Origin of the sequence: Halonotius aquaticus (assembly GCF_003605575.1) — an archaeon.
Lineage (GTDB): Archaea > Halobacteriota > Halobacteria > Halobacteriales > Haloferacaceae > Halonotius > Halonotius aquaticus.
This window is the reverse complement of record NZ_QKNY01000018.1, coordinates 113,279-124,857: the sequence shown is the minus strand read 5'-3', so window position 1 is coordinate 124,857 and position 11,579 is coordinate 113,279. Positions and strand designations below refer to the sequence as shown.

The 11,579-nt window shown below is 61.4% G+C and carries 15 protein-coding genes; 10 read left to right on the top strand and 5 right to left on the bottom strand.

The features are described from left to right. Positions 1-60: 60 nt before the first annotated feature. From DM826_RS10190 to DM826_RS10170, 5 genes are all read left to right on the top strand, one after another. Positions 61-630, top strand: coding sequence for a cysteine hydrolase family protein (locus DM826_RS10190; RefSeq protein WP_120103315.1), 570 nt, complete (start codon positions 61-63; stop codon positions 628-630). Continuing rightward, positions 630-1,544: an MBL fold metallo-hydrolase gene (locus tag DM826_RS10185; RefSeq protein WP_120103312.1), complete on the top strand. Its 915-nt coding sequence runs from the start codon at positions 630-632 to the stop codon at positions 1,542-1,544. The genes DM826_RS10190 and DM826_RS10185 overlap by 1 nt, the downstream gene beginning before the upstream one ends. 164 nt (positions 1,545-1,708) lie before the next feature. Further along, a complete protein-coding gene (locus tag DM826_RS10180) occupies positions 1,709-2,101 on the top strand; it encodes an ArsR/SmtB family transcription factor (RefSeq protein WP_120103310.1) in 393 nt (130 codons plus the stop codon). A 75-nt stretch (positions 2,102-2,176) separates the two neighbouring features. Next, positions 2,177-2,767, top strand: coding sequence for a helix-turn-helix domain-containing protein (locus tag DM826_RS10175; protein ID WP_120103804.1), 591 nt, complete (start codon positions 2,177-2,179; stop codon positions 2,765-2,767). Between the two features lie 24 nt (positions 2,768-2,791). Beyond that, positions 2,792-3,280 (top strand): DUF4870 domain-containing protein, encoded by a 489-nt coding sequence (locus DM826_RS10170; protein ID WP_120103308.1) that lies wholly within the window; start codon positions 2,792-2,794, stop codon positions 3,278-3,280. Positions 3,281-3,285: 5 nt separating this feature from the next. On the opposite strand, the gene mobA is transcribed toward DM826_RS10170, so the two are convergent. Further along, positions 3,286-3,975 carry a molybdenum cofactor guanylyltransferase gene (gene mobA, locus DM826_RS10165; protein ID WP_120103306.1) on the bottom strand — a complete coding sequence of 230 codons (690 nt, stop codon included), beginning with the start codon at positions 3,973-3,975 and terminating at the stop codon, positions 3,286-3,288. 438 nt (positions 3,976-4,413) lie between these two features. Between mobA and DM826_RS10160 the strand changes: the two genes are divergently transcribed. Together DM826_RS10160 and DM826_RS10155 are read left to right on the top strand one after the other, a co-directional pair. Then, positions 4,414-5,871 (top strand): ATP-binding protein, encoded by a 1,458-nt coding sequence (locus DM826_RS10160; RefSeq protein ID WP_120103303.1) that lies wholly within the window; start codon positions 4,414-4,416, stop codon positions 5,869-5,871. 15 nt (positions 5,872-5,886) lie between these two features. Next, positions 5,887-6,771 carry an MBL fold metallo-hydrolase gene (locus DM826_RS10155; RefSeq protein WP_120103803.1) on the top strand — a complete coding sequence of 295 codons (885 nt, stop codon included), beginning with the start codon at positions 5,887-5,889 and terminating at the stop codon, positions 6,769-6,771. An 18-nt stretch (positions 6,772-6,789) separates the two neighbouring features. Here DM826_RS10155 and DM826_RS10150 read toward each other — a convergent pair whose 3' ends face one another. Together DM826_RS10150 and DM826_RS10145 are read right to left on the bottom strand one after the other, a co-directional pair. Next, positions 6,790-7,809: a hypothetical protein gene (locus DM826_RS10150; protein WP_120103301.1), complete on the bottom strand. Its 1,020-nt coding sequence runs from the start codon at positions 7,807-7,809 to the stop codon at positions 6,790-6,792. Positions 7,810-7,858: 49 nt separating this feature from the next. Beyond that, positions 7,859-8,602, bottom strand: coding sequence for an SDR family oxidoreductase (locus tag DM826_RS10145; RefSeq protein ID WP_120103299.1), 744 nt, complete (start codon positions 8,600-8,602; stop codon positions 7,859-7,861). Between the two features lie 123 nt (positions 8,603-8,725). Here DM826_RS10145 and DM826_RS13080 point away from each other — a divergent pair, with 123 nt between their 5' ends. Beyond that, on the top strand, positions 8,726-8,896 hold the full coding sequence (locus DM826_RS13080; protein WP_165853299.1) for a hypothetical protein: 171 nt from the start codon (positions 8,726-8,728) through the stop codon (positions 8,894-8,896). Positions 8,897-8,933: 37 nt separating this feature from the next. On the opposite strand, the gene DM826_RS10140 is transcribed toward DM826_RS13080, so the two are convergent. Beyond that, on the bottom strand, positions 8,934-9,890 hold the full coding sequence (locus tag DM826_RS10140; RefSeq protein WP_120103297.1) for a DUF5787 family protein: 957 nt from the start codon (positions 9,888-9,890) through the stop codon (positions 8,934-8,936). A 104-nt stretch (positions 9,891-9,994) separates the two neighbouring features. Between DM826_RS10140 and DM826_RS10135 the strand changes: the two genes are divergently transcribed. Continuing rightward, on the top strand, positions 9,995-10,405 hold the full coding sequence (locus DM826_RS10135) for a hypothetical protein (protein WP_120103296.1): 411 nt from the start codon (positions 9,995-9,997) through the stop codon (positions 10,403-10,405). Next, positions 10,402-11,001: an NUDIX hydrolase gene (locus DM826_RS10130; protein ID WP_120103294.1), complete on the top strand. Its 600-nt coding sequence runs from the start codon at positions 10,402-10,404 to the stop codon at positions 10,999-11,001. Before DM826_RS10135 ends, DM826_RS10130 begins: the two co-directional genes overlap by 4 nt. On the opposite strand, the gene DM826_RS10125 is transcribed toward DM826_RS10130, so the two are convergent. Beyond that, a complete protein-coding gene (locus tag DM826_RS10125; protein ID WP_120103292.1) occupies positions 10,998-11,510 on the bottom strand; it encodes a universal stress protein in 513 nt (170 codons plus the stop codon). The genes DM826_RS10130 and DM826_RS10125 overlap by 4 nt on opposite strands. Between the last annotated feature and the right edge of the window lie 69 nt (positions 11,511-11,579).

Sequence of the window (11,579 nt, the reverse complement as noted above, 5' to 3'; positions counted from 1 at the left end):
TCCCCTGTTGTCGACGGCGGGGTCGCTGGCTTTTATTCGCCGGCGACAGTACCGATGGGTATGGATTACGACGCAGACAGCACCGCACTCGTCGTTGTCGACATGCAAAATGGCTTCTGTCACCCGGATGGCTCGCTGTATGCCCCCGGCAGCGAGGACGCTATCGAACCGGTTGGCGACCTCGTTGACCGCGCCCACGACGCAGGGATGCCGGTCGTCTACACCCGGGATGTCCACCCGCCGGAGCAGTTCGATGATGCTCACTACTACGACGAGTTCGATCGGTGGGGCGAACACGTCGTCGAGGACTCGTGGGACACCGAGATCGTCGACGACCTCACTGTTGCCGACGACGATCACGTCGTCGTCAAACACACCTACGACGCCTTCTATCAGACCGAGTTGGAGGGGTGGCTAAACGCTCACGGGATCGACGACCTCCTGATCTGTGGCACCCTCGCCAACGTCTGTGTGTTCCACACCGCCGGCAGTGCTGGGGTGCGGGATTTCAAGCCGGTCGTTATCGAGGACGCGCTGGGCTACATCGAAGAGGGCGACCGCGAGTATGCGGTCGATCACTGTGCGTTCCTCTTTGGTGAGGTTACGACCAGCCAGGAGTTGTCGATCTGATGGCCCCGGGTGATCTCGAAGCTGTTGCCGACTGGCCGAACCTCTACTACGTCGACACCGGCATGTACGATGTCGCCGGCTACGGCGCGGTCTACATCCTCGATACCGCCGAGCCGGCGGTCATCGACACTGGGATCGGCACCAACCGCGAGTACATTTTCGACGCCCTCGATGACCTCGGTATCGACTCGTTGAGCTACATCCTGCCGACCCACGTCCACCTCGATCATGCCGGTGGCGCGGGCTTTCTCGCCGAGGTGTTTCCGGACGCCGAGGTACTTGTCCATGACCGCGGGGTCGACCATCTTATCGACCCGGGTCGCTTGATCGAGGGAACGAAGGCCGCTGTCGACGAGATGTGGCCCTACTACACCGAGCCACAGCCGGTTCCCGACGGTCGGATCGCCGGCCTCACCGATGGCGATGAGGTTGATCTCGGTGATCGAACATTGACAGCGCATGCGGCACCGGGTCACGCTCCCCACCAACTCGTCTTCGAGAGCGACGGGCTCGTCTTCACCGGCGATGCCGCCGGCATCTACGTTGCCGCCCGCGATGAGATCCGCGTCACGTCGCCGCCGCCGCAGTTTGATGTCCAGCAATGTATCGACGACGTCTCGATGATCCAGTCACTTGATCCCGACACCCTCTGTTTCGCTCACTTCGGGCCGCGGAGCTACGACGAGGGGCTGCTCGATGGCTACAAACGGGGTCTCATCGAATGGGTTGAGGCGATCCGCCAACAGCGCGACCGGCAGTCCGACGACGAGGCGGTCATCGATCACTTCGTCACGAACACCGATCTCACCGAGATCTGGGGCACCGAGAAAGGGTGGGCCGAAACGCGGCTCAACGTTCGCGGCGTGTTGGCCGCCCTCGATCAGGGCCGTGTCGATATCGACGACCCGTCGTAGGCACCAAAACGGCGAACGACCCAGCAGAGACAGATACGGTCGAATTATGCTGCTGTCGGGTGATTTTACGCCCGCAAAACGCCGATTTACGGCGGTACAATCACGGTTTGTCGACGCCGAATTCTCGGCTGTATTTATCACCCTCTCAGCCATGGGTGGGATGTATGCAGCCCTCCCAATCATGCCCGCCGGAATCAATCGACGATGTCGCTGTCGAAGAGATCCTGTCGTTGCTCGCCGACAACTACGTCCGGTCGATTCTGGACGCGTTGGCTGCCGGCCCGAAACCAGCAGCCGAGATCGCCGACTACTGTTCGGCATCGACCGTCACGATCTACCGGCGGTTGAACCGCCTCGAAGCCGCCGGGCTCGTCGCCGTCGAGACACAGATCGCCCCCGATGGCAACCACCGCGCGCAGTACCGCGCTCGCCCGGCATCGATCGCTGTCTCGATCACCGAGACGGGACTGACCGGCGACCTCACGGTTGAGTCGACAGCTGAGCCGCCTGCCGGCGACTACAGGCATCGCCCGGCGTCGACCGTGGGCGATGATTGATCCCACCCCATCGGTCGTTTCAGCCACGGAGACGACGCTGGGAGGTTTATAATGCTTGCCGGCAAATCCCCGCCCGTGTCGTCGCTGCCCGAGTGGATCGACGAGCGGATCGACCGCAACCTCGATAACACCCTGACGCAAGCCCACGTCGTCGAGACGATGCTGGACGCCGATCGACCCTTCTTTTCGATCCGCCAGCTCCAGGCGCGGATCAAACCCGACGTGTCGACGGCGACCGTTCGCAACCGCCTGAACGAACTCCAGGCGATCGATATCGTTGCCACCGAAACCTATCCTGAGTCGATTACGCTCTATTATATCAACCACCCAGAAGCCGAGTGGCCGCTGTCGCCGACCGGCAAACGTCAGCTGGCGAGTGATTCACCGCTGGATCGGCTCTCAACCCGTGGCTTTCTCACGATGCGCGATACCGCTGGGATACGGACGCTCGCGCTTGCTGGTCTCCAGTTGACACTGCTGTTGTTAGCTCTCGGGGCCGTCCTTACGATCGCTGGTCTCGATATTGGGTCGACAACCAGCGATGTTGTCTTCTGGGGCACAGCATTTGACCTGTTGGCGATCAGTCTCGGAATCCTTGTTATCGAACGACTTGTCCGGTGGCTGCGTCAGCGGGTCGGATCCAGTGATTTGATACCGGGGATGTGAGTATGTATACTAACGACCTACCCGATGTCCCCGCCTGACTCTCCTGATGGCCCTGAACTGCTCGCTGAACGCTCCGTGTTGGGTATTTTCATTCACCCGATTACACTGTTTACCGGCTTTTTCGGCGTCGGTATCGTGGTCGCCGCCGTTGTCTACTTGCTTTCCTCACACCAATTCACCCGAGCCAACGCTCGCAACGCGTTGAATTGGCATCTCTCGGTGTTTTTGGTCGCCTTCATCGGTGTGATCTTGTTTATTCTCGGTGCCGACGAGGGCACGGCAGCCACCACTGAGGTAGTCTCGCTGCCGATCTTGCCGGAGCCATTAGCGACTCCGTCCGTCATCATCGGTGCGATACTGCTCTTTTTGGGAGGGGTTGGCGGGCTGCTGACGATCGTGTTCAGCATCGCCGCGACGTTCAAAGCCATCTTCGGCAGCGCGTGGCCCTATCCGTTCGCCCCGGATCTGCTGGCGTGGCTCGGTGGATTGGATCTCGGTGACAGAGGCGACTGACCTCGCTACTGCTCAGCTCGGTGACTCACCTCACGAATGGCGGCCAGCTCTTCGTGGGTGTCGATATCGGTGAAGGCCTTCGCATCGACGTGGGCGGTCACGGTTCGTTCTGAGACAACGATGGGATCAAGCGCCGAGATGAATGCCGCAAGCCCCCCGTCGCGATGATTATGCGCTGTCTCACAGGCCGCGGCGGCTGCCCGCACATGCACGACTGCCGGCAATGATCGCTGTTGCCCTCCAACACACGGCACCGCCCCGGTTTTGTTCTGTGCCTGGCCAAACAGATACTCGATGAATCCCGCCGGGACAAATGGCATATCACAGGGTAGGATCGCCGCATACGTCGCTTCGGTCGCCGACAGCGCGGTTCGCAACCCGGCCAGCGGCCCGCGATCAGCGACCGGATCGATCGCAAACCGGGGGTCGTCGTCGACCGCTTTGGCGAACGCTGCCTGCTGGTCTTGTCGACAGTTGATGATGAGTTCGTCAACCGCCGGCGACAACGCGTCAGCGACACAGCGGAGCAACGGCGCGCCGTCAAGCGGTGCCAACGCCTTGTCGATGGTCGGAAATCGCTCGGAGCGCCCCCCGGCGAGGATCAGCCCTGCGCGACCGGTGTCACTGTGGGTTGCTGCCTTATTGTCCTCGCTCGACGGTGTCTCCGAGAGATCGTCATCGTCGGTTAGCGACACGGTAGCTCCTCGCGTTGCCGACGATCAGTGTTGTCGTCGGCTGACCGCATCGTTGCTTTCTGTCGGTATCGGTCGCTGTCTGTGGGTGAGGTATTGTGTGTGATCTGGGGACTGTTCGGCCGTCGACATTTGGGTGATGGTATGGCCCTCATCTCGGTTGTGACTATCATACTCCTCGGCCCGGCGGGGTAAAATACTGCCCGTTAATGTGTGTCGATTTGTATGGTTATTGGTCGATAATTATCTGGCCTATAATTATATATTAGGGATTAGTGTCTATTCAATTCACATAATATCTGTTTTTGTTGTGGAATTGGGAATCAGTATATGTGGTTTCGAAACTGCGTACGCGTCGGGTCGTGTTTGTCGTGGCGCTCGACCGCCCACGCGTGGGTTGCTTCGACGGTCTTAAGCGAACTTAGCTAGAAGCTGTGTGGGATGAGTGACCCGGCGTTGACCGTTGTCGAGTTCCTCCTGACGACCCACGTCTACAACGAGACACGCTCGTTAGACGAGAACGATCTCCCGCCGCGCTTCCGGCAGGTGTTTTGGACCGATACCGACACGGCTGACGATACCGACGAGACCGATGCATCGACAGCCGACGAGCCAGCCCCACCGGGTGAGATTGCCCGCCCGCTGAAAGTGACCGAGTCGGTCGCGCGCACGGCCACCGGCGTCGAACGCCCATGGGAGGCCGTCTCCGGCCTTCTGTTCACCCAGCGCGATGACTTCTCCGGGGAGATCTCGCTGACCCAACCGGAGATGGCCATGGAGTGGTATCTCGAACGCGCCGACGACGAGCAGTTGGCAACAAACCCCACGATCGCCTCCGCGGCCGAGGACGAAGACGGCGTCTCGGTGACCTACGAGGACGCCCGTGAGAACACCCGCCCGATCCAGGCCGACCGTGTCTGGATCGACGCGCTGCTTTCGCAGTATTTCGACGAGGACGACGACGCCGAGATGTTGGATCTCGTCTCGGTGCGTGCCCCCGAGGAAATCGAGATGACCCTCGACGACCTCGTGCTCACAACCAATCAGGAAGAGGAGATCCAGAAGATCGTCAAGGCGATCGAACACCGCGATTACCTCGCCTCGATCGGACTTCGCGAGATCGGCAAACTGCTCTTTGTCGGCCCGCCGGGCACCGGCAAGACGACGATTTCCCGCGCGCTGGCGCACGAACTCGGCCTGCCGTTTGTCGAGGTCAAGCTCTCGATGATCACCAGCCAGTATCTCGGTGAGACGGCGAAAAACGTCGAGAAGACCTTCGAGGTCGCAAAGCGGCTCTCGCCGTGTATTCTCTTTATTGACGAGTTCGATTCGGTCGCCAAAACCCGCCGCAGCGACGAACACGCCGCGCTGAAGCGCGCGGTCAACACCCTGCTCAAATCGATCGATGACATCTCGCTGATCCGCGACGATGTCCTCCTGATCGGCGCCACCAATCACCCAGACCAACTGGACGCCGCAGCGTGGCGACGCTTCGATGAGATCGTCAACTTCCCGAAACCGGATCGCGGGATGCGGTCGGATATCCTTGAAGTCATCACCCAGCCGATGGAGATCGATGGCTTCGATCCCGCGGTGATCGCCGAACACACCGAGGGCCTAACCGGCAGCGACCTCCGCATGGTGCTCCGAGAGGCTGTCCTTGAGGCCCTGACCGAGGAACGAACCGAACTCACCCAGGACGATCTGATCGCCGCTGTCGAGGACTTCGAGGAGCGGGACAACCTCAAGAACATGGACATGATCGACGGCGACGGCGCGGCGCTCACCGGCAGTGCCGACGATCACGATGATCATGATCACAGCGAGCACGATCACGACCACGACGATGTGGACGACGGGGCAGCCACCACTGACGACGCCGAAACGCCACCGCAGTAGGGAACCTCAATGAGCATGCGCGTCACTCTGCTTGGCACCGGCGATACGACGGGGACGCCGACCGTCGGCTGTGACTGTGCAACCTGCGCTGACGCCCGCGCTCGCGGTATCGAACGCAGCCGGTTTTCCGTCCACATCGAGAACGAACGCACCGACGAGTCGATCCTTGTCGACCTGAGCCCGGATTTTCGCCAGCAGTTTCTCAGCCACGCCGTACCACTGCCCGACGCTGCGGTCGTCACCCACATTCATTTCGATCATCTCGACGGCCTTGGTAACGCCTACCGCGTCTTCGATGACCTACCCGTCTACGCTGCCAACGAGGTCGACCCCGAAACCGGCGAATCGGTCGCCGAAACGATCCGCCGTAAGTACGACTACCTCGATCGGGTGTCGGTGCACGATGTGACGCCACTGGCGTCGATTGAGATTTGTGGGCTCGAACTCACGCTGGTACCGGTCGAACACCCACCGCTGCTCTGTTTTGGACTTGTCGTCGTCGACCCCGAAACGGGTGCCAAACTCTCGCTGTCGGGTGACACCAGTTACGATATCCCTGTTGACTCTCGCGATCGACTCCGCAACCCTGACCTGTTTCTTGCCGACGCCATCGTGCCGGCAGCGCTCTGTGATCGCCACCCGCTTGGCGGGAGCCACCACGACGCCGACGGCGTCCCGCGAAGCTTCGGCACCAAACATATGACTCGTGAGGGCGCGCTGGCGTTGGCCGACGAGCTCGGAGCCGACGTGACACGGCTGGTACACACAGCCCACTACTATCCGGCTGACGAGGCGTTCGAGGAGCCGCTGGCCGTCGACGGCGAGCAGTACCGCCTCGATGGAACCGGTGTGACCCGCCTCGATACCGCGACAGCTGAATCCGGGACGACGACGGACTGATTCGGTCGCCGCGGCCACTCAGAATAATTTGTAGTACTGCTCGGCGTCGCCAGCCGCGTTTGCTCGCGCGACGCCGGCTTCGGGATTGTCGCCGCTCCAGCAGTCTCGCTCAGCGGGTGGCGTTACTGCCATGGCACTGTGGGTTTCATGCGTTGCCAGCATCTCACGGAGCAATTCAAGATGTGCGTGCAGTGGGTCATCGCTGTCGGCCTCGGTAAACAACACCAGTGCGGTGTCGGCTGGCAGGTGATCGGGTAGTGCGGCTTCATCGGCAGTGATCACGCGTTTCGTAAGCCGGGAGTTCGCAAGGTTGTGGAGAGACGCACCGACAGTTGGGTCGATGGAATCGCTGTGTACATCGATAATCGCCATCGTCTCGCGTCGGAACTCGGTGAGCCGCACCGCACTCCAGGCGATCCACGTTCCGTCATGTGGTTCCCCCTCGTGAGGGGCCGCAAAGTCGAGTCGCCGGACGGTTTCGGCGAAGTCGCCATCGAACAGCGCGTCGTAGCTCGCTGGCGGCTCACCTATCGAATCGGGATGGGCGGCGACATACCACGCACACAGCATCCCGAGGTGTTCGTCCAACGCCTGTGTGAACTGGGTCATCGCCGTCTCGTGGGTGCTGTTCTCGTCGTCGCTGTTGTCACCGCTGCCGCCGTCATCGCCGATATCGGTGGCCTCGCCGTCGCGGTCGGTGTTGTCGGCGTCGCTGTCGCCATCGCTATGCTGTTGGGCGTCGGCAGCGTGTCGGACAGCACCGCCCGAGGTGTCGGATCGGGCTGTCGACTGCCCGGTGTCGGGTGCCGCCGTAGCCGATCGGTCGACGAAGACGACGACGAGATACGCCCCGAAGAGCGTCACCGACAGCTGCCCCGACAGAAAGATCAGCTGTGACCGCGGCACCACACCGATCAGCGTCGGCGCAAGCTCGAACAGATAGAGGAGATAGACAACGCCAACAGCGACACTTGACACTAGCAGGGACAGATACGGCCACTGCAGCAGGTCGTCACTGAGTTCGGGTGTCGCTTGCATTGGATTGTCTAACTACCGACACCAACATTAATCATTGGCCGTTGCCGGCTCAGAAGTCGTCGGCGAACTTGCTACGGTTGTTGATGTCGATCTCGCTGACGCTTGAGCCGTCCCGGCTCGCGGCAAAGACGATCGCCTCGGCGACCTCCTCGGGTTCGCTGGCCTCGCCTTCTTCGAAGACGTCCTCGAAGGCTTGCCCATCCGCGGCTTCGAACTCGGTGCGAACCGCGCCGGGATTGACGACGGTCACCCCGACGCCGTCGTCGCCGACCTGGGCGGCGACGCTCTTGGCGAACCCTCGCGTCCACCACTTTGAGGCTGCATACACCGCGTTGTACGACCGCGGGTACTGCCCGGCGAAGCTGCCGAGAAAGATGAGATGGCCGTTTCGCCTGCGGACGTGTGGGATCGCCGCCCGCGTTGCATAGAACATCCCGTCAATGTTGGTTTCCTGCATCGTCTCGTAGGCCGCCGTCGACATCGTTTCGACATCGCTCTCGCGGGCGAGTCCGGCGTTGTTGACGAGGATATCGATCCCGCCGAATTCGGCGACCGTCTTTTCGATCAGGCTGTCGACAGCGGTCTCATCGCGGATATCGGTTGGCACGACCAGCGTGTCGACCGAATGGTCGGCGTCGATTTCGTTGGCTAGCTCCCGCAGACGGTCTTCGCTGCGCGCGGCGAGGACGACGTTGGCTCCCGCGGCGGCGAGGGTGCGACAGGTTGTCGCGCCGATCCCGCTGCTTGCACCGGTGACGATAGCGGTCTGTCCGGCAACTGCTGTGGTGGGCATACGTCTTCCAGCATCGCCACGGTAGAAGCTGTTCTGGAATCACGGCCCCACATGATCGGGTAGCAACGACCAGAGCCAGCAGGCCGCATAAAACCTATACTGCTATCGCTCGATTACTGTTGTATGGGCCTCAGCAAGGATTTCCTCAACGGGATCATCTCACTCGTAATCAGTGTCGCAATCACCGTCGCACTGGCTGGCGACGATGACAGCTACACGCTCAGCGATGTCACACTCTCGGTGGCGATCTCGGCGTTCCTCTCGGGATTTTTCACCAGCTATTTCGCTAAATAGTCTGCCTGTGGCGTCGATCTGAGCCGGCGACGACATCCTACAGGAACCGATTTAGCCCACTCTGTGATCGACTGATACCGTCTGGATCGGCGACCCACGGGCTTCGCTCCTCGCGGATCGCTTCCTGATCAATCTCGTGCGGATCGGCTGGCTCGTAGCCCGGACACGACTCGCCGCAGTCGGTTGCCGGGTCGACGACGTGATCGTAGAACGCACAGTACGGGCGCCCATCGTCGGTAGGATCGGCGTGCTCACACGCCGGGAGGTCATACGTGCGCCACCCCTTCCCGTAGGCGCGCTCGGCGATCCGTCGTCGCTTGCGTGCCTTCGCCTCGGCGTCGACGACGGCGATATCGGTGCGGAGCGGCTCGGCGTTTGTGGGCTCAATTCCTGGCTCACTGGTCGACAGCGGCGTCGGCTCACGGACAACCGTGCGTTCGCCCTCCTCGGGATCAAATCGCCAGACACCGACCGCCTCAGGTAGCCGATTGAGATGCGCCCGTGTCACGTAGCTCTCGGTGGCAAGGATCACCTTATCGAAGATCCCCAAGGCGATGTCGACGCGAAGCTGGCGGTCAAGGTCGCCCGGTTGGTCGAGATCGGGTTTGTTCTCGATGCCGACCAGCGAGTCAACCCAGTCTGGATAGCGGGTCGTCTGCCGAACATATCGCCGACCGTTGTGTCGCTCGACCTCGAAAAACCCGCAGTCGACGGCGCGGTCGACGACGCTTCGGGCATGGTCGATGCTGCAGTCGAAGGCGGGTCGCCAGTCGATGGCTTCGCCGGCGCCAACGTCGCTTTCGATCGCCAGCGGCGGGATTGTTTGGCTCGTGATCGCTGCTCGGTCGGCGAGCGCGTCGGTCGGGCGGACACAGCACAGATCCATGATCCGACCACCGGGGGTGGCGACCGTGCCGCCGAGTTGGCGAGCGATCAGCCAGTCGGTTGTGGCTTCGAGATGGGCCGCCAGTGCCAACTCGAAGCGAAACTCCATACTCCCTGTTGGCTCTCGGCAGACAAAAACCGGTCGCCACCGCGTTCTTCGAGCGGTCGCTGGCGTCCCGAAATCCGTATCCCGGGGGGTCGCCTACGATCGGTATGCGCCGGATCATGCGGAACGCGCTGTTGCTGACGGGCTTTGTTGTCGTCGCGCTGCTGGCGGTCGGGGCCGTCCCGAGCTATCTCGGCAGCGGCGAGGCCTACTATCTCGAAGCAACCCCGACCGACGAAACCGGAGCCGCGGTCAACGCCACCGCGATCAGCGAGCGGCGGTTCCCGTATCTCACGACCGCCTTGACCGCCGATGACGGCCGCTCGGCCGGCTACCAGCGCGCCCTCGGCGGTGCCAAAACGTGGTTTACCCACTCGCCGTTCGACGAGTTCGACGCCCTCCAGCGACTCGATGGCGAGGCCGTCCGCGACGATGGTGACCGCGTCCTCGTCACCTACGAGGGTGATCGCTACAGCGTTACCGTTGCCAGCGACGGGGCCGGTGGTGACCAACAATGAGCGATTCTGACGACAATGGTGGCGACAGATCGGTCGACACCCACGAGCTATCGACGCTCACTGCCCCCGAGTGGCCGGTTATCGACTCGGTCGCCGAGTACGACACCGGCTGGTTCACTGGTGGCTACGATCTGGTCGAACAGCCGGATGGCTCGACGAAACGCTACTACTGGGCGGAGCTTCCGCCGGCAACGGTGATCGTGGCGGTCACCGACGGCGAGCTGCTGTTCGTCGAGCAGTACCGTCCGACTATCAGGGAAACCCAGTATGAACTCCCGGCTGGCATTGTCGAACCCGACGAATCATTTACCGAGGCGGCAGCCCGCGAACTCCAAGAAGAAGTCGGATTCAAACCTGGCGAGACCGAACTGCTCCAGGATTTCTGGTGTTCGACCGGACTGTTGCGACACCGCCGTGGGATCGTCCTCGCCACCGAGTTGACACCGGCTGAGCGAACACTCGACTCCAACGAGTTTCTGGTACCGAAGTCTGTACCTGTCGAAGAGGCACTATCAGTCGCGCGGGCCCAGCCAACGAACGATGCTACTCTCGAAGGTATCTTGCTAGCAAAAGAACATGGAGTCCTGTCAGCTTAGTCGTCCTGGCGGATCGTCAGCACCGGCGTTGCTGACTTTCGGACGACCTTCTCAGTGACACTGCCGAGGAAGGCGTGTTCGACACCGCTGCGCCCATGGGTGCCCATCGCGATGATATCGATATCGTTCTCCTCGGCGTACGCGAGGATCTCCTGATCGGGTTTGCCCTCACGACAGACACAGACGGTGTCACAGCCGTCGGCTTCCAACTCGTCGGCGATCGCCTGAGTGTAGCCTTCACCCTCGGCCCGGAGCACCTCGTTGACATCGACGCTGCCTTTCGCCATGCCGCTGGTGCTGGCTGGCTCGCCTTTCCGCTTGAACATGCCCGTCCGCCAGTTGCCTTGCTCGTCTTTGTCTAGTGTGAGTGAGGCATCGCCGCTGTCGGGTGTGACGACATACAGGACGTGAATCGTCGCATCATAGGTATTCGAAAGCGTCCGAACGTGATCCATCACTGTCTCTGCGGCCTCGCTACCGTCCGTTGGATAGAGGATGTTATCGTACATGTGAACTGCCTCCTTTTTGACATACGAAGGATCATTACATAAGTGTAGTGCTCATTCTCGATGGATTGC